This is a genomic window from Leptospira saintgironsiae, from assembly GCF_002811765.1.
GTDB classification, from domain to species: domain Bacteria; phylum Spirochaetota; class Leptospiria; order Leptospirales; family Leptospiraceae; genus Leptospira_B; species Leptospira_B saintgironsiae.
On the sequence record NZ_NPDR01000001.1, the window covers coordinates 1 to 16,940 of the forward strand.

Consider the following 16,940-nt stretch of genomic DNA (forward strand, 5'->3'; position numbering starts at 1 on the left):
GGTTACTTCCTGAAAATGGCTTCCAACGCGAAAGCTAATCAGTAATTTCGAACGTTGTGTCTGAAAAAAGCCGGGGTTAACCTCCCGGCTTTTTTTATGCCCAAATCTAAGTGCAGAATATCGATTTTCTAGTTGGTATTTTTCTAATATTCTTCATTCTTTCCGCGTATGAGTTTTTCCCCGAAATTTGCAATCTTAGGTTCCGGAAGTATAGGAACATATATCGGAGCTTATTTGGTAAAAGCAGGGTATCCTGTAGTATTTGTAGGTAGAGAAAGATTAAAACAAGAGATCCAATTATTCGGTTTAGGGATCAGCGACTATAAGGGAAATTCTTTCACCCTTGCCCCAAGCCAAGTACGTTATGTTACCGATATAAAAGAAGCTAAGGACTCGAACGTTTTTTTGATCACAGTCAAAAGTAAGGATACGATAGAAGCAGGAAAATCTATTCGTTCTCTTTTTTCACCTGAAGAATTATCCAAAATTACAGTAGTTAGTTTTCAAAATGGAGTTCGTAACTCAAAAGAGCTAGCTGCCGTATTACCTGAGTTAAACGATCGAAACTTACCAGGCATGGTTCCGTTTAATGTGGTGACAAAAGGAAAAGGGCAATTCCACCAAGGGACAAGCGGAGAACTTGTAATTAAATCTAACGAATTTGGGAACAAAATCCATTCTTGTTTAAGAAAAGCAGGTTTACCTTCTATCGTTCATAAAAACATGGAAGGTGTTCTTTGGGGAAAACTACTTTTCAATTTGAATAATAGTTTAAACGCACTCGCTGGTGTTCCTCTTAGAGAAGAATTATCCCAAAGAACTTACAGAAAAATTTTAGCTTCTATGATCTTAGAAGGTTTAGAAATACTTAAACTTTCCGGGATTCAACCTGCAAGCGCGGGTAAAATGATCCCTTGGCTTGCTCCTATCATTTTGGGTTTGCCTGATATTTTATTTTTCAGAGTGGCCTCTTCTATGGTCAAAATTGATCCGGAAGCAAGATCTTCAATGTGGGAAGACCTACATCATGGGAGAACAACTGAAATTTCTTATTTGAATGGAGAGATTATAAGCTTAGCAGATGAGATCGGTCATAAAGCACCAATCAATCGCAAGATTGCTTCTTTGATTTCAGAAGCGGAAAGCGGTTCCGGCAAATCTCAATACGATGCGGAAACGCTTTCTAAACTTTTAGGAATTGTTTAGGTTTCTTTGTCACCCGGTCCGGAAGTAGTTCAAGGCGTCTTTGCGAACAATCCCACATCTTTTCTAACGTGTTTTAGTTCCCATTCTTGAAGGCTAATACCTTCTTCATTTGCTCTTCTGGCTCTATAAGAATTTAATAATCGATAGGTGATAGGATAACCTAATAACGCCAGTGGAATTCCGAAAGCAAAACCACCTATGAACATTGGAAGTCCCATCTTATCGAATAAGAAAATTGTCCAATGATATAATCCGCTGATCAAATCCATAGATTCTGATTCTTTGGAGATCGCCAATAACGTGTCAAAACTAATCTGCTGAAAAGGGATCCCAAGTAAAAGTAGGACTTGTTTTCCTATCCAATAGAATAGAGAATAAAAAAACGGAAGAGTGACCGGATTCGTAATCCAAATCATAGCAATCGCAATTGGAAGATAAAAACGGATACGGAATAATCGAAGTATTAACCAAGTTCCAAGTCCCAAATACATTTGGACTCCTACAAGAGGAGTCATGGACCAGATCAGACCAATAGTCGTTCCTAAACAAACTTCGTGAATAGGAGCATAAGATTCTTGGAAAGGTAAAATGATTTGTTTATGGATTACGCGCCAGATCGTTCTGAGAAAATTCATTGGGTCCTGTTTTATTTAGAACTGGAAAGTTTGGAATATTGTTCCCAAGATTTTGAGTATTTCTCCATTGCTGGAAATAATTCGAAGGCTTTTTTTGCTGACTCGCTAGCTGCCTTAGGGTTTTTTTCGAAATCGTTTTGTAACTTTGCCAGAAGATAATAGGTTTCCGCTTTAATAATTAGATCTCTGTATTCAGTTCCTAATCCTTTTTTTAGGGATTGGATAGAAGCCACCTTGTCTCGATTCAATAGATACACAAAACCAAGTCCATAGTACGCAGAACCTTCTGGTTTTACTTGGATGGATTTATTATACCAATCCAGTGCCTCTTCTCTTTCATCTTGAGAAAGAGCAAGATTTCCCAGATCAGTAAGTAACATGGAACTGTATTCTTGGTCTTTGGTAGCTTGCGCAATTACTAAGGCTTGTTTATATCTTGTTTCAGCCTTTTCATAATTGAGTTTATGTTTTTCAATTTGAGCAAGCCCTCTTAGGCAATCGATGGAGTTTTTATTTTCCTTTAAACAAAGTTTATATTCCTTTTCTGCAGATGGATCTTCTTTCCGTAAATAATGAATCCATCCTCTCAAATAATGGACTTGGTCCATTTTTCCTGTAATAAGTGCCTTATCTTTCGCCTTCTGAACAGATTCTATTAAGTGACCAGAGTCCAATAGATCTCTGATTTCTAGAATAGAAGGCTCATCCTTCTCCCCTGAACAAGCGGAATAAGAAGCCAATACAAGTGTAACGCTAGCTAAAATAGAATAGTTTCTAGAAAAATGAAAACGGTTCATATCTATGATTCGTATCGGTCTTTTTCATGCTCTTCCGGAGGACCGACATGGCAACATGAATTTCCGGTTTTTAAGGCTATTTGGTAAAATACTTCTTTTTTACAAAAAACGCCTGATTGGACGTATAATTCTTCGATTTTTTTCCTCTAATAATCTTTGAAGTTCCCCGAATTTAGACTTTGGGACGCTTCTTTCGTATTTACGGAATCCAAGCAAAAAGTAGAAGATCATATATTCCAGAGCTGAGTTTGGAAATTATTATTTTCCAAAATTCTCTCGAATACTCTTGTTAGTCGGAGAAAGATTGACGAGAAAAGATAATCCGATGGAGGATGGTCCAACCTTCCTGCTAAATGCACACGGCAAAATATTTATTCTTTTTATTAGGACCAATCGGCTTCCTCATTTTCCTTTTGTCTCTCACTCCATGGCATAAGGAGGAAAATTTACGCGCTTACAAAGGTGTAATCGATCTTAGAGGGATCCAAAGTGCAAGTTCCGGCCCGGTAGATCTGTCCGGAGAGTGGGAATTTTTCTGGAGCCAAGAACCAGGAAAAATTTTAGAATCCTTTCATGGGAACATGACAGTTCCAGGCTCTTGGAATAGAGAAACTGAATTACATCCATCTTATGAAAGATTAGGTTATGCAACCTATAGACTCAAAGTTCTTTTGCCAGATGTTTGGGTGGGGAAGGTTCTCACTCTAGGTTTAGGTACTGTTTGGAGTTCCTACAGTTTGTACTTAGATGGAGAGTTCCAAGGAGAATCTGGAGCCCCATCTACTTCTACCCAGACAAGCGTTGCAAGAGTACAACCCAGATCTTTTTCTTTTGTTCCTAATTCCAGTCAGATAGAAGTTTCAATTTTTGTTACGAACAATTTCGCAAGACAAGGCGGGATCAGTTCTCCTGTTAAGTTAGGTCCTTCCGAAGTAATGTTGTCCACAAGGACTAGGACAATCTTCACAGATATTTTTGCATTCTCCAGTTTAGTGATCATGGGGCTTTACCATATCTCTCTGTATTTGTATTTAAGATCCAGCAAGGCTCCTTTGTATTTTGGATTTATGAGTATGGCGATCGGCATAAGGACACTTGTTACGAATACAAGACTTCTTATGGAATTTTTCCCTTCTATCAACCAGAATGGAATACAGATGATAGAACAAATTTCCATGATGTGCGCTACTGGATTATATCTGTTATTCTTCTATGAAACCTTTACAGTCTATGCATCTAAACTATACATAAGGATTTCCTTAGCAATAATCTCCCTGTTCATCCTAATGACTTTATTCGGCTCCTTGGAATTCAACAGCAGTAAGGTCGCATATTTCCACTTATTTATAGGTGTCACGATCGGCTATGTGATCTATGTGATCTTTGGAATAGACTTTGATAAAGAAAATAACTCTTCTTATATCTTATATGGTTCAGGAATACTATTCTTAGGAGTAGCGATCGACCTATTCTATACTTATATTCTAAAAGTTTCCTCTCATCAGGTTTCACATATTGCACTCGTACTTTTTGTATTCTTGCAGTCTTTGGTGATCGCTTCGGACCGTTCTTCTAAATATAAAGAAGCAAAACTTCTCACAGAAGATTTACAAACCATGAACTTAGAACTTTTCGAAATGAAAGAAAAATTGGTTCAAAAGGTAGAAGATAGGACCAGAACTCTAAATGACACTCTGCAACAGATCAATAGAGAGTTAGAGATCGCTCAGAACGTACAAAGAAAAATCCTAACTCCTCCTGAAAGAGAGATTAAAGGAATTCGTTTCGACTACGTTTACAAACCTTTGGAAAAAGTGGGTGGGGATTTCTTAGATATCTCAGAGATCAACCCTGGCCAAGTAAGAGTATTATTAGCAGATGCAGTAGGACATGGAGTGCAAGCAAGCCTTATGACCATGGCCTTAAAAACTGAATACGAAGAATTAAAAAAGCTCCCCTGCCCTACTCATGTATTAAAAGAATTGAATGGAAGATTTTTAAGAAAGTTTGATACCTTAGAAAGTATCTTTCCTTGTTTTGTAGCAGATATCTATTTAGAAAAAAAAGAAGTTCTATATGCTTCCGCTGGACATCCGGATCAGGTTTTGCTTTCTCCAAGCGGAGATTTCGAATTACTTCATAAAACAGGACCTATATTAGGACTATTCGATGATCTGGAGATCGAATTCTCGACCTATAAGTTTCCTACAGGAAGCCGTTTATTACTTTTCTCTGATGGACTCATAGAGAACAGAAGAAAGGAAAATAGATGGAGCACTGTGGAGACAATCGCTTCCAGAGCAGGCACTCTTTCCAAGGTAAGTCTTCAAAAACTGCTAGAAGAATTAGTAGTAATGGAAGAAAAATCCAGGGGAGACGAGCAAAGATACGATGATATCACTATCATCGCGATCGAATCCAGAGAAACTCCCGAATATCCTGCTTAAATAATTAGGCCTTTTCCTTTTTCAAAAGGGAGAAGGTCCAGACACCGCATAAAAACTCAAATCCACTTGGCAATAAGATCATCGGATGGATCCATCCAAGTAATACAAATATGACCAAGACTATAAATTGAAACGTTCTAGAATGAGTGGTCAATTTTAAGAATGGGTGAACATTCGCCTGTCCCATCCTAAAATAAAAATATCCTAATATGATAAGGGTCAATCCAACTACTCTTACCCAAACGTCACTTGCGCTTAATAAGAATAGACTTAAGAAAAAATTCGGAACAGTGATCAGAAGAAATCCTTCGATCAATAAAAAGATCCCGAAGTATTGTACACTTTTACCTGAGTTTATCATGGGCAATATGCATAACTAATTCAAAAAGAAGAACAATCCATTTTTGAGCTAGAATTATTCGCAGGTATAAAAAAAGCCCCCGAGTTCGGAGGCTTTTTAAAGTTTCAGATAAACGAAAAGATTAGCAGATAACTACTAATTCTCCAGAAGCTTTAACTTCTCCTGATTCATCAGAAGCTTCTACAGCAACTGTAAGAAGTTTCTCTCCGTTTTCTTCTTTCTTACGTTTGATTTTTCCAGAACAAGTTAATTTTTGTCCAGGCTTAGTCATCGCTTTGAAAGTAACTCCGAATTCTTTGATCTGCTTTTGGTCTGCCCAAGAAGTACAAAGTCTTCCGATCTGAGCCATTACGAACATACCATGAGCAATAGTTCCGTCTAATCCAGTCTTACGAGCGAAATCAGGATCGTTATGGATCGGGTTAAAGTCACCACTCGCTCCCGCATAACGCACTAAATGTGCATGCGTAATAGTATCCACTTTTAAAGGAGGGAGTTCTTGTCCTACTTCGTACTTATCGAATTCAATCTTACTCATCTTAATCCTCCTATCACTGTTCCGGTTTACGGATGAAAATAGACATCTCTGCTTCGATCACAGTTTCACCTTTCGCATTACGAATTGTGGTGCGGAAAGTCATAGTATCCATTTTACCAACAGTTACGTTAACACATTCTCCCTGAGAAGAAACTTTACCAGGGTAAAGAGTTTTAACATAATTATATTTTTCTTTTAGATGTAGGATCCTGGAAGTATCAACTCCCATGTTCTCCATATCTTTCCAAATTTTAGGATATCCCCAAAATTGGATCACTGTCGGAAATGTAGGAGGAGCTGGAATGTCCTCGTATCCCGCTTTTTTTGCCGCTTCTAAATCGAAGTATATCGGATTGCTTTCGCCGATCGCTAGACAAAACTCTTTTATCTTTCCTCTTTCTACGTCGAATTCGTAGGAGTCGAGTTTTGTGCCGATCAAGTCTTTTGAAATGCCTTTTTCTGCCATAATCCTTTTCCTTTGGATTGGTTTAAAAACCTTCGAAGGATCGAAGATCGTTTCTATGGCCCTATTTTTTAGACACCGATCTCACAGGTCCATTGAATTTTTAGTAACGAACGTTCTGTTCGCTCAAACAAGCGTTCACTGAATGGTGTTCATCCGGATGATAGTCGCTTCGCTCCTGAAGCCCGCGTTGCGGACTATAAGGGTTGTAAGCGGACCCCTCAAGTAAAATTCTGTCCTTGTTCTTATGATTTCTTTTGGTTCCAAACCTTCTAGGATATTAATCCTGATCCTGCTTTGTTATCTTTTACAGGATTGTAGACAAATTTTTCCAGGATCATTTTCAAAAGAAGAAGAGACCATAATCCCTGTTTGGGATGGACTTCGCTCTTTAAAAAAATCTGGAAGTGTATGCAGAGGAAATTCAGAAGAAGCAATTAAAAAGATCTCTTATCATTATAAAAAAAATCCATCTCGTTATTCAGAACTTCCTCTTAACGAAAAATGGAGGAATACACAACTGACTATTTTAAAAGATAAACAAACTCTACTAAATGAATCCAGAGATAGTTTACTCTTATTCCAAAACGGCGGCTGTGATATTTCCTCAGAGTTTATTATTCCCGGAGCAAAACTTTACGATCTACAAAATGTTGTTTTAGATTTTTCTATAACAGCACTTTCTTCTTTAGGGGAGAATGTTCCAAGCTCTGGGAAATTAATCGTGAAATTAGGAAGTAATATCGTATTTTCCGAAGATGTACAAAGCCAAGGAAGAGAATGGGTCGATCATCAAATTAAGATTCCCGAATCTCTTTCTAAAACTTTGGAAGAAAGTCCTTCTACTACTTGGAATTTTGAATGGGCTCCTAAAAATCAAAACGATCTTTTGTTTGTGGGACAACCTACATTATATGCATCTGTAGCTGATCCAAAACTCTGGGGGCCTCAAGAAAACGTAATATTGATCGTAGTAGATGCACTTAGGCCTGATCGTTTGGGATTTGGTGGTTCTCCTGTTCCTACCAGTCCTTATTTGGATGAACTTGCTTCTGATTCTATCATTTTTGAGAATGCTTTCTCCAACGGGAACTGGACCAAACCAAGTATGATCTCCTTCTTTACTTCTAAGATCGCATCTGAATTGGGTCTTGGAAACGCTTGGTTCTATTCTAGCAATCTTCATAGAAAAATATTCTATTCTAAAAAGCCGGAAACACTTCCAAATCTTCTCAGATCCAAAGGTTATCTCACTGCAAGTCTTATGAATAATGTCTTTCTCCTGGATTATACCGGCGTGGGAGTAGACCTTGGGTTTCACAAATTATTCCAACCGGGAAAAGACAAAGATGATACTGAACTCATACTTGCAGAATCCATAAAGTTCCTGAAAGAAAACAAAAACAGAAGATTTTTCCTTCATATAAATATCAACACTCCTCATTATCCTTATCTGCCTGAAAGGAAGTATATGGATATTCTTGCAAAAAAAACTGATCCAAAAATTTGGAACAGCTACGATCCTTATGTAAGAAAATACATGGCGGAGATCTTGTACACGGACGAGGTTATAGGATTAATTTTAGAAGAAGCTAAAAAGACCGGCGCCTTCGATAAATCCTGGATCGCAGTAGTCGCAGACCATGGAGAATTACAATCCATGGAACATTATTATCATCATCATTTCGTGGCGGAAAATTTACATGCCCACGGAGAAACACATTACGACGAAGAGATCAAGGTCCCTTGGATCATTCATCCCCCTGCATCAAAAAAATCGAATATTGAAAAAAGGATTTTCTCCGAACAAGTTTCTTTACTTTCTCTTTTTCCTACTCTAGCAGGAGCCTTGGGTTTACCTTGTGATCCGAAATCCTGTGATGGAAATGATTACTCCAAGGCAATATATGGAAAAGAAGGTCCGCAATCAGAGGACTTTGTATATACTGAAGGAAGATTTTCAGAGTCAATTCGAACTAAAGAATATAAACTGATACGCAGATATCCAGGTTATGATTTTGTAAGAAGGACCAAAGAGGGAGAACCTCATAAAATGCCTGAGGAATTCTATAACTTGGCCTCAGATCCTGGAGAACTACAAAATCTTTTTGCGAGTAATTCGCCTCTCCTAACAAAAGCAAAACAGGAATTAGATTCTCATAGTTTAAAGAAGAACGTTTTCAAACTCAGATTGCCTGCTTGCGAAAAAGAATGCACTCGCAAGATTGAGATCGGGATCCAGGCGGGAATTTATAAAATACAATCAGATACTCCATTTACAGAGAATAGATTAGAAACAAAGTCTGCTTCTATCACAGTAAAACAAGCACCAGGTAAAGAAAGTATCCTCTCCTTCTATACAGTAGAACCTGTCTTTGGATTTCGTTTATCTATTTCCAAAGATGGAAAACCAGAAGATTATAAATCTGGAAAATGGGGAATTCTATCAGAGGCAAGTTCTAAAATTTATAGAGATTCTCCGGAATCTATAGCTTCTGCAAAACTTCCTTACGAATTCAAAACTTCTAAAATACCATATTTTTATAATGATGCCGGCCTTTCCGGAAATTCAGAATCTTCAGAGCAGGCTGCGTTAGGAAAAGAAGTTCGGAAAGTGTTGGAAAGCTGGGGTTATATTCACGAATAAAACCTGTTTTATATAAGAGCCTTCGGCTCTTGAAGCCCGCAATCAACGGTCCTTGGTGACTTAATTTTTGGAACGGACTATAAAAGTTTCTACGCCCCTTTTTGCCAAAACTCCTTGCTTTTTTTATATCTTTCGTTATGTTATCCGCTTGCTAATCAAAACAGAACTAGGTGAAAAGAATGAAAGTTAGAAATCTTGTATTTTGTCTTATTCTAATATTCGGTTTTATATCCTGCGGGACTAATCCTGTAGAACGTTGCCAAGACAGAAGAAAAATAATGAGAGATGCGGTTTGCCAAGCAGTAGGTGCTCACCAACCAGGAACAGAATCCTATAATAACATTCTTCTTTCCTGCTTAATGGAAAGTAATCATTTTAACGAATGCGAAAGCGAAGGTTACTTTTAATTCCAAACTTTTACAAAGGGCAAAAGCCGAAGACTATTCCAATACGATGGTGATATCCACTCTTCGGTTTTTAGCTCTACCTAATTCTGAGGAATTTTCAGCCACAGGTTGAGACTTTCCATAACCTCTATAAGACATTCTAGTTTCTTCTATTCCATGAAAATCTCTTAACTCCTGCAGAACTGATAACGCTCTGTCTTGGGAAAGTTTAAGATTATATTCTTGGCTGCCTTTATCGTCCGTATGTCCACCGATCCGAATTTCTCTATCAGGATATTTTTTAAGAACATCTGCAATCCTTTCTAAGACCTTTTTGGCCTCCGGCTTCAATTCTGATTTATTATAATCAAAAAGAAGGTTATCTAAAGAAAGTACAACACCCTCATTCGATTTCCTGATCTCTACTGGTGCGCGGTCTGGAACTTCTTCTTCTGGATTTCCTTCCCATTCGGGCCATTCTAATCCGTTCCCTTTTTTACCAGTCGGTCTCTTTTTAGGATGAGCAGTTCCTTCTGGGAAAGGCCCAAGGATCCTTTTGACTTCTTCTGCAATTTTATCCTTATCGTTTTCAGTAACAGAGTTTTGTTTAGAATAAACTCCATGGATCTCGAAAGACATTTCTTGAGCGATCCCATTTGGAAAAACGAATGTATATGCAAGCTGAACATATTTATATTGAGGAACACCTTGCTCCGAATCGAAAAAAACTTTTCCCTTTGCAAAACCATAAATTTTGTAAGGAATATTCTGTGCAACGGGATCAGATTCTTTCATTAAATTATAATTATATTCTATAAGATCTGCGTTCCCTTTTTTACCTGCATATTCCCACTCTCCCTTACCTTGGTAAACATACTTTGCCTGGACTGGGATCTCAATCCTTGCTGTAGGAAATTGAAAACTTTCAGAAGCAGGTTTGGTCCATTCTTCTCCCACACCTACTTCTTTCGCAGAAAAACTAGGTAATGATCTTAGGTTAGGCATACTATATTCAGGAGGAACTGTATATTGGCCCAATTCCGAAATGTTAAATTTACTCTTAAAAGTTTTGTCTTTATAGAATGCAGGATCTAATTCAGGAAATTTAATATAGGTATCGAATATTGCAGAAAAATCGCATCCTTCTTTTTTGCAGCTAGTCGCCTTAAGTAAAATTCGATTTTTATCTTCTCTATTGATGACTCTAAGACCTTGTCTGGCCTTTACTCTATGGTATTCGTTTAATTCCAGATCGTCTCCGGATTTCATTTTCCATCGGAACAGTACTGGGGTTTCGGAAAATATATAAGAGGGAATTAAGAAGAATAATATGAGGAGCCCTCTGAATGCCATACTTATAGTTTCGAAAAATTTCCCGAAAAACTTAGAAAGGAATCTCAAAAAACGGGCCTCTTTCCAGGATATTTAGACTAAAATGACATGAGTTTCTGCTCTTAAAAGTGATTTGAGGGCTTCTATTCTAAACGTAAGAACTTGACAAGTAGGCGATATAAATTCATCCAATTAGTTCGTGGTTCCTCATTTCCATGAGATTGTATTCTTCGGAGTTCTGTTCTGTATGCTTCTTTCTGTGGCATGCCTACTCCGACCGGAGAAAAGTGCCGGTTTAAGGATTTTATCTTTATTATCTTTTTGTGTTTCTATCCAATTCTTATATGTTTATTTTCTTTTGAAGGGGATTTATTTCGAACCTTCGTTTTTAAACCATCTTCATATTCCATTCGCATGGTTTTTAGGACCAGGAATGTATAGTTTATATTCTGTTACGGTTCGAGAGGAGAAGTTCACAGCCTTCGAAAGAAGCTTTTATCTTCCAGGAATACTTCTTCTTATCTTATTTCCTATCTTACATTTAGTTTTACCTCAAATCTTTCTTAGCCATCCTATAGATTATTTCGAAAAGGGATCCACAAGTTGGCCGGATATCCTGCTGTTAGGTGCATATTCTGCAAATTTAGTATTTTATTCTTCTATCGTTTGGCAGACAAGAGCAGCTTTCCAATTGGAAAGACTGAAAAAAGATGCAGGTGCGAGGATACTTCTTTTCGTTATAATCGGAAGCGGAAGTGTAACTTCTATCCTTGTTATTTCTTATTTAATCAGAGATATTAATTTATTATTCATTTCTGTTCTAAGCACTGTCATCTACGCAGTCGCAGGTTATCTGGCGCAAATTTATTCTCCGGAAGTTTTCAGCGAGATGGGACCTTCTATGAGAGACGCGTATCGTAATTCCAGATTAGAAGGTGTGGACACAAACGATCTGGAAAACCGTTTAGAAAGTTTGATGTCAAAAGAAAAAATCTATCTACAAGAAGATCTTTCTCTTTCTATACTATCCAATCAGTTAGATATCAAACCATATCAACTTTCGGAATTTCTGAATCAAAGAAAAGGAACTAACTTTGCAAAGTTTGTAAACGGTTTCAGAGTAGCAGAAGCAGTTCGTATATTACAAAAAGAAGAAGGAGCCAATATTCTCTCGGTCGCGTACAGATCAGGCTTCAATTCAAAGGCGACTTTCAATCTTGCATTCAAATCCATACAAGGTGTTTCCCCCAGAGAGTATCTGCGAAAATCTAAGGTCTCTTAATTGAACGAACGTTTTCTTCTAAATTTGTTTAAATAAAAAATTAAGACCTTTTAATTTGTCCAAGATTCGAATCCAAGACGACCCTCACTGATAACTGTCTTATACTCCATCTTCATAAATTAGCTAAAAGTCAAAGACTGAAAAAGCATATGGAGAATAGTGATGAGAAAAATATACCGAACGTTAGTTATGCGATTTTGCATACTAATGATGATCGTAGGAGGATCTTTTTACTCTTGTAAAAGTGATTCTTCTCAAAATGCGGAAGCTGCTGCCCTCTTAGCTTCCTTAGATCCAAGCCTCGCTCAAACTTCCGGAAACAAAGGTGTTTCCGAGTTAGAAGATTCAAGCGGTCAGATCCAAAATGCATTCGCGCAAGAGAGCGACGGAAGTTTCACTTTCGACAATACCATTAAGGTAACTGCAAACGACGGAGTTGTGTTAGAAGCTAGTCTTTTCACTCCTTCTGCCCCTTCCCCTACCGGAAAATACCCAACAGTAATTTTCGTTAATAGCTGGGCATTGAACAAGTATGAGTATCTGGTTCCTGCTGCTAAGCTTGCTAAAAAGGGATATATTGTTCTCTCTTATAGCACAAGGGGTTTCGGAGCTTCCGGAGGACTCATTGATACTGCTGGTCCAAAAGATAGAGCAGATCTCAGCAAAATTATCGATTGGCTACTTGCAAACACCCAAACCGATTCCGCGAATATCGGTATCTCTGGTATCTCTTACGGTGCTGGAATTTCTTTAGCGGGTGTGAGCACTGAGCCTAGAATTAAAACTGCTGTTGCAATGAGTGGTTGGGGAAATCTCAAACGTTCTCTTTACGGCAACGATACTCCTAGATTGATCTGGGGATTATTGCTTGTTGCTTCTAGTTATATTACCGGAAGACCTGATCCAATCATCGCTCAGAATTTCGGAAAACTTCTACAACATACGGACATCGATTCTGTGACCACATGGGCAGCAGATCGTTCTCCAGAAACTTTTGTAGGACAATTGAATGCTTCTGCAGGTAAGTCAGTAATGATCTCGAATAACTTCGAGGACTTCTTATTTAACCCAAATGCGGTTTTAGATTATTACGCTAAGATCACTGTTCCTAAAAAACTTTTAATGAACGAAGGAATTCATGCTTCCGCAGAAATCGGCGGTATCCTCGGTTTTTCCGGTACAGTTTGGGATAACGCATACGATTGGTTCGATTATTGGTTGAAAGGTGTCAATAACGGAATCATGGACAAACCTCAGGTTACTTTCCAAAAACGTTTTGCGGGACCTAGAGTAACTCTTCCTTCTTGGCCTTCTCCTACTGTTTCCGATAAAACTTTTTATCTGAAGCCTAGAGGTCTTTTCACTAACGGAGAGATCGGTACTAGCCAAAACACTACTGTCACTAACACTGGAATTCTTTCCGGAGCGGATACTGTTGCAAGCACTGGATTTCCTTTACTTGCGGATATTCTTGCTTCTCACGCGGATATTCCTGTAACAACCAATTTAGCTTTAGTAAGCAGAGTGAATGGTATCGTTTACCAATCTTCTAATTTAAGTTCTACAGTGAAAATCAGAGGTAAAATGTTCTGGAACGGAAGAATTTCTTCCAGCCTAGGAAAGGCTAATGTGAACGTTTACTTCTACGATGTAGACAAATATGGCACCGCTACTTTGATCACTCATGGTACCGGGACTATTTTCGATGCTGGATGGTATGAAACAAAAGATATGTCTATCGATCTAAATGCGGTAGCTTACGATGTTCCAGCAGGGAATAAGATCGCGATTGCAATCGATACTTTCGATTCACAATATTCGGTGCCTACTGTGCTGATTTATGGTCTGGATGTGAAACACTCCAAAACCCCACAATCCACTTTAGTAATCCAATCGGAGAATTAATTTCGGATTTCCATTCCCCTTTTTTAACGGCGGGCTTGCCCGCCTTTTTTTATGCCTCTCTTTCCTTTCTCCACTGGATATAATCAGGCAATTCTACTAGTTCTATAAATCCTTCTTCCTCGGGGTCATCAGGAAGCATTCCAATCTCGTAATATCCGATTTCTTTGGTATAAGTATCTTCGCCAAGAAGAGTTTCTAATAATAGGCCAACTGCTTTTTTGAGATGAGGGCTGGATTCTACATTCGGGAAATCCGGGAAACAGATCCGAACTCCGAAACTTTTAGGAAGACTTGTATTCTCTAAAGGTAAAAACCAGATCTCTTCTGAATCTAATTCCAAACCTTCGTGAAATATGACTGTGCCTTTTTCTTGGAATTGGTCTACTGAAAATACATCCCAGCCTGAAATTTCGGGAGCGAGGTCTACAAATCTTTCCGCCGCTGCGTACAGATCCTCGTCTCCTGCTGTGACAACTGTGAATTCGTGAGGACTTTCGTCTCCCCCACCTATCTCGAAAAAAAACTCGGAATTCACTTCCTGGAGTCGATCCATTAGATCATCCAAAAGGCGATCTCTTTCTTTATCTTCCAGGTCGTCTAGTTTAGTATAATACCGGCTGTTTTGGGAAAACCAGGTCCAAAACTTTTCCGCTTTTTCTTCCATTCATCCGCCTCAGTTACGAATCTATCGGGATTTCAAACCAAGAGACTCGATAAAATTATCCGAATGTATGGAAAGAATGTTTAAAGGGAAAGAATTATTTTCCGATTTCCGAATCTATCCAACGCAAATACTTTTGATTCGCCTCTTTGATTTCCCAGGAAACGATACAAGGAACTGTGTAACTATGTAGTTCCGAAATTCTTGCTACGACTTTTTCCGCCTCAGAATCTTTGGTTTTTAACAAAAGAACCGTTTCCTGATTATGCTCCACCCTTCCATGCCATCTATAAATAGATTTCATACCAGGGATTAAATTGGCGCAGGCAACCAGTCTTTCGTTTACTAAAGTTTCCGCGATTTCTAAAGCCTCGGTCTCGTTCTTCGTGGTGACGTAAAAAGTTCGATAGCTCATCCCATAGTGATACTCCCGAAATAGGATTGTTTCAAGATGATTCTTCAGAATTCACAAAACGAAAGTCCTAAAAGTTGAGGTAAAATTCTGGACAAAGTCACCCTCTGAATTAAGAAATTCGCAATGGCTTCCAAAAAATCGCCGAATCTTATCTTTAAAAAATCGTATGACGCATTGGCTTTGAATTCCGCATTTTTCGGTTTTTATGCACACTCAGGTTTCTCTCTCGGACTTAAAGAGATTGGTTTTAAACCGGCGGCAATCGCAGGTTCTAGCTCAGGAGCATTGATTGGTTCCTTAGTCTCCGCAGGAATCCCTCCGGAAGAGATCACAAGGTTTATACTTACTTTGCAAAAAAGTGATTTCTGGGATGGAAACTTTTTCAGTCAGTTCTTAAAACCGTTTAGAAAGGGACTTAAAAATTATTCAGGCATTCTTTCGGGAAAAAAGATCAGAACCTTATTAGAACCTTACTTGGGAAATAAGGATATTTCTGAAATGCCTATCAAGATGGGGATCGCAGTTTCTAATCTTACTAAAGGTATCAGAGAATTAAAGACCGAAGGTAATATCGTGGATATGATCATGGCCTCCATGACCTTCCCCATTCTATTCGAAATTCCAAACCTAAAAGGAGAGGAATTTTTAGATGGTGGTGTAGCAGATGCAGAACCGATCAAAGAATTTATCTTGGATCCAAGTATCAAAAGGATTGTGATTCATGATATAGAGAACCGCAAACCTGTTTCTGAAAAAATATTAATGAGAGCTTTTGATTCTTGTGTAAGCGTGATCGCAAGTGAAACCAGAGATCTTAAAGAACTATTGGCTAAAAAATACGGCAAAAAAATTATCAGAGTGGTGACCAATACTCCTTATCTTCATCCAAACAAAATGGAAAACGGAAGATTAGCTTTGGAGTTAGGAAGAAGGTCCGCTCATTTTATGAAATCCCAAATATTGGGAGCCTAAATGCAAAAGCCGCCCGACAAAATCGGACGGCCCGGAGAAATGATCTAGAGAATAATCGAAGTTCGGAAATCAACGTTTCCGTTCTTATATTATTTCTTTGCGTCTTTTTTAGGATCAGCTTTTGGAGCTTCTTTCTTTGCTTCTTCTTTTTTAGGAGCTTCTTTCTTTTCTTCCGCGCTTAGAGCAAAAGCTGCTACAAGAGACAAAGTGGTGATTGCTAATACTAGTTTTTTCATTTGGAATTCTTCCTTTTCCTTAATTCCACCTTCCGTTTTTGCTTCCGGTGTGCAAAAGACCATACCAGAGGCGCGTCTGTTTTACAAGCAAAAATTATGTTATAACAGATAAAATTTCCGCAATTACACACGGTTCGCCAAAAGGCAGAGAAGGGCCTAATCGGGAAAAAATAGCTGACAATGAGGGGATGATATTATGAATAAGAAACAGGAGTCTTTGGACTCCTATCGTCGCTTCACTCTTATATCCGGTGGGGCTTAAACCTTGCCGGATCCTTTTTTGAAGAGCGACTAATATATAGTTCTTCTTGCTGTATTGAAATAAAGAGGGCCTCCTTTGCGGGAGGCCCTTTGTCGCTGCACTCTTATATCCAGTGCTGACGTCAATAAACCCTTACGGGATTATTTTTTTGCTTCTTTCTTAGCGTCAGCTTTTGGAGCTTCTTTCTTTGCTTCCTCTTTTTTAGGAGCCTCTTTTTTCTCTTCTGCGCTTAGTGCGAAAGCTGCAACGAGGGAAAGAGTGGTAAGCGCTAATACTAGTTTTTTCATGGATTTTATCCTTTTAGTTTTTTGGACCCGGAAAAACTCCCAGGTCCGAGGTAAAAGATAATCCGAAAAAATTCAGACCGCCCACAATCAAAATTCAAAAGTTTATAT

Annotated in this window: 17 protein-coding genes; 7 read left to right on the top strand and 10 right to left on the bottom strand. The window is 38.4% G+C overall.

Going from position 1 to position 16,940, the window contains the following annotated elements:
* Positions 1-168 precede the first annotated feature (168 nt).
* Entirely contained in the window at positions 169-1,206 is a 1,038-nt protein-coding gene (locus tag CH362_RS00005; RefSeq protein ID WP_100708327.1) for a 2-dehydropantoate 2-reductase, read from the top strand.
* Positions 1,207-1,235: 29 nt separating this feature from the next.
* Here the strand turns inward: CH362_RS00005 and CH362_RS00010 are convergent, their stop codons facing one another.
* Positions 1,236-1,841: a DUF2062 domain-containing protein gene (locus CH362_RS00010; RefSeq protein WP_100708328.1), complete on the bottom strand. Its 606-nt coding sequence runs from the start codon at positions 1,839-1,841 to the stop codon at positions 1,236-1,238.
* A gap of 11 nt (positions 1,842-1,852) precedes the next feature.
* Entirely contained in the window at positions 1,853-2,638 is a 786-nt protein-coding gene (locus tag CH362_RS00015; RefSeq protein WP_100708329.1) for a tetratricopeptide repeat protein, read from the bottom strand.
* Positions 2,639-2,991: 353 nt separating this feature from the next.
* On the opposite strand from CH362_RS00015, the gene CH362_RS00020 reads away from it, so the two are divergent.
* On the top strand, positions 2,992-5,085 hold the full coding sequence (locus CH362_RS00020) for a PP2C family protein-serine/threonine phosphatase (RefSeq protein WP_100708330.1): 2,094 nt from the start codon (positions 2,992-2,994) through the stop codon (positions 5,083-5,085).
* A 4-nt stretch (positions 5,086-5,089) separates the two neighbouring features.
* Here the strand turns inward: CH362_RS00020 and CH362_RS00025 are convergent, their stop codons facing one another.
* The 3 genes from CH362_RS00025 to CH362_RS00035 form a co-directional block, all read right to left on the bottom strand.
* Positions 5,090-5,446, bottom strand: a complete 357-nt coding sequence (locus CH362_RS00025; protein WP_100708331.1) for a hypothetical protein — start codon at positions 5,444-5,446, stop codon at positions 5,090-5,092.
* Between the two features lie 121 nt (positions 5,447-5,567).
* Complete coding sequence (locus CH362_RS00030) at positions 5,568-5,984, bottom strand: MaoC family dehydratase (RefSeq protein WP_100708332.1); 417 nt, start codon at positions 5,982-5,984, stop codon at positions 5,568-5,570.
* Positions 5,985-5,997: 13 nt separating this feature from the next.
* Positions 5,998-6,450, bottom strand: a complete 453-nt coding sequence (locus tag CH362_RS00035) for an FAS1-like dehydratase domain-containing protein (protein WP_100708333.1) — start codon at positions 6,448-6,450, stop codon at positions 5,998-6,000.
* A 244-nt stretch (positions 6,451-6,694) separates the two neighbouring features.
* On the opposite strand from CH362_RS00035, the gene CH362_RS00040 reads away from it, so the two are divergent.
* Positions 6,695-9,094 (top strand): sulfatase family protein, encoded by a 2,400-nt coding sequence (locus CH362_RS00040; protein WP_100708334.1) that lies wholly within the window; start codon positions 6,695-6,697, stop codon positions 9,092-9,094.
* Positions 9,095-9,273: 179 nt separating this feature from the next.
* Positions 9,274-9,501: a hypothetical protein gene (locus tag CH362_RS00045; protein ID WP_100708335.1), complete on the top strand. Its 228-nt coding sequence runs from the start codon at positions 9,274-9,276 to the stop codon at positions 9,499-9,501.
* A gap of 33 nt (positions 9,502-9,534) precedes the next feature.
* Here the strand turns inward: CH362_RS00045 and CH362_RS00050 are convergent, their stop codons facing one another.
* A complete protein-coding gene (locus CH362_RS00050; protein WP_208859507.1) occupies positions 9,535-10,833 on the bottom strand; it encodes an OmpA family protein in 1,299 nt (432 codons plus the stop codon).
* A 226-nt stretch (positions 10,834-11,059) separates the two neighbouring features.
* On the opposite strand from CH362_RS00050, the gene CH362_RS00055 reads away from it, so the two are divergent.
* Complete coding sequence (locus tag CH362_RS00055; protein ID WP_100708337.1) at positions 11,060-12,094, top strand: helix-turn-helix domain-containing protein; 1,035 nt, start codon at positions 11,060-11,062, stop codon at positions 12,092-12,094.
* A gap of 207 nt (positions 12,095-12,301) precedes the next feature.
* Positions 12,302-13,999: a CocE/NonD family hydrolase gene (locus CH362_RS00060; protein ID WP_100708338.1), complete on the top strand. Its 1,698-nt coding sequence runs from the start codon at positions 12,302-12,304 to the stop codon at positions 13,997-13,999.
* Positions 14,000-14,048: 49 nt separating this feature from the next.
* On the opposite strand, the gene CH362_RS00065 is transcribed toward CH362_RS00060, so the two are convergent.
* Both CH362_RS00065 and cutA read right to left on the bottom strand, forming a co-directional pair.
* Positions 14,049-14,663: a hypothetical protein gene (locus CH362_RS00065; protein ID WP_100708339.1), complete on the bottom strand. Its 615-nt coding sequence runs from the start codon at positions 14,661-14,663 to the stop codon at positions 14,049-14,051.
* 94 nt (positions 14,664-14,757) lie between these two features.
* Positions 14,758-15,075, bottom strand: a complete 318-nt coding sequence (gene cutA / locus CH362_RS00070) for a divalent-cation tolerance protein CutA (RefSeq protein WP_100708340.1) — start codon at positions 15,073-15,075, stop codon at positions 14,758-14,760.
* A 123-nt stretch (positions 15,076-15,198) separates the two neighbouring features.
* Between cutA and CH362_RS00075 the strand changes: the two genes are divergently transcribed.
* Entirely contained in the window at positions 15,199-16,047 is an 849-nt protein-coding gene (locus tag CH362_RS00075; RefSeq protein ID WP_100708341.1) for a patatin-like phospholipase family protein, read from the top strand.
* A gap of 89 nt (positions 16,048-16,136) precedes the next feature.
* On the opposite strand, the gene CH362_RS00080 is transcribed toward CH362_RS00075, so the two are convergent.
* Positions 16,137-16,346, bottom strand: coding sequence for a hypothetical protein (locus CH362_RS00080; RefSeq protein WP_100708342.1), 210 nt, complete (start codon positions 16,344-16,346; stop codon positions 16,137-16,139).
* Between the two features lie 339 nt (positions 16,347-16,685).
* The gene (locus tag CH362_RS19195) at positions 16,686-16,832 is read right to left on the bottom strand and encodes a hypothetical protein (protein WP_165780212.1); all 147 of its coding nucleotides are present in this window, start codon (positions 16,830-16,832) and stop codon (positions 16,686-16,688) included.
* Positions 16,833-16,940 lie beyond the last annotated feature (108 nt).

Coding starts and splice junctions, on each gene's coding strand:
- CH362_RS00005 (WP_100708327.1), top strand. CDS start 169: ATGAGTTTTTCCCCGAAATTTGCAATCTTAGGTTCCGGAAGTATAGGA.
- CH362_RS00010 (WP_100708328.1), bottom strand. CDS start 1,841: ATGAATTTTCTCAGAACGATCTGGCGCGTAATCCATAAACAAATCATT.
- CH362_RS00015 (WP_100708329.1), bottom strand. CDS start 2,638: ATGAACCGTTTTCATTTTTCTAGAAACTATTCTATTTTAGCTAGCGTT.
- CH362_RS00020 (WP_100708330.1), top strand. CDS start 2,992: ATGCACACGGCAAAATATTTATTCTTTTTATTAGGACCAATCGGCTTC.
- CH362_RS00025 (WP_100708331.1), bottom strand. CDS start 5,446: ATGATAAACTCAGGTAAAAGTGTACAATACTTCGGGATCTTTTTATTG.
- CH362_RS00030 (WP_100708332.1), bottom strand. CDS start 5,984: ATGAGTAAGATTGAATTCGATAAGTACGAAGTAGGACAAGAACTCCCT.
- CH362_RS00035 (WP_100708333.1), bottom strand. CDS start 6,450: ATGGCAGAAAAAGGCATTTCAAAAGACTTGATCGGCACAAAACTCGAC.
- CH362_RS00040 (WP_100708334.1), top strand. CDS start 6,695: ATGATTTCTTTTGGTTCCAAACCTTCTAGGATATTAATCCTGATCCTG.
- CH362_RS00045 (WP_100708335.1), top strand. CDS start 9,274: ATGAAAGTTAGAAATCTTGTATTTTGTCTTATTCTAATATTCGGTTTT.
- CH362_RS00050 (WP_208859507.1), bottom strand. CDS start 10,833: ATGGCATTCAGAGGGCTCCTCATATTATTCTTCTTAATTCCCTCTTAT.
- CH362_RS00055 (WP_100708337.1), top strand. CDS start 11,060: ATGCTTCTTTCTGTGGCATGCCTACTCCGACCGGAGAAAAGTGCCGGT.
- CH362_RS00060 (WP_100708338.1), top strand. CDS start 12,302: ATGATGATCGTAGGAGGATCTTTTTACTCTTGTAAAAGTGATTCTTCT.
- CH362_RS00065 (WP_100708339.1), bottom strand. CDS start 14,663: ATGGAAGAAAAAGCGGAAAAGTTTTGGACCTGGTTTTCCCAAAACAGC.
- cutA (WP_100708340.1), bottom strand. CDS start 15,075: ATGAGCTATCGAACTTTTTACGTCACCACGAAGAACGAGACCGAGGCT.
- CH362_RS00075 (WP_100708341.1), top strand. CDS start 15,199: ATGGCTTCCAAAAAATCGCCGAATCTTATCTTTAAAAAATCGTATGAC.
- CH362_RS00080 (WP_100708342.1), bottom strand. CDS start 16,346: ATGGTCTTTTGCACACCGGAAGCAAAAACGGAAGGTGGAATTAAGGAA.
- CH362_RS19195 (WP_165780212.1), bottom strand. CDS start 16,832: ATGAAAAAACTAGTATTAGCGCTTACCACTCTTTCCCTCGTTGCAGCT.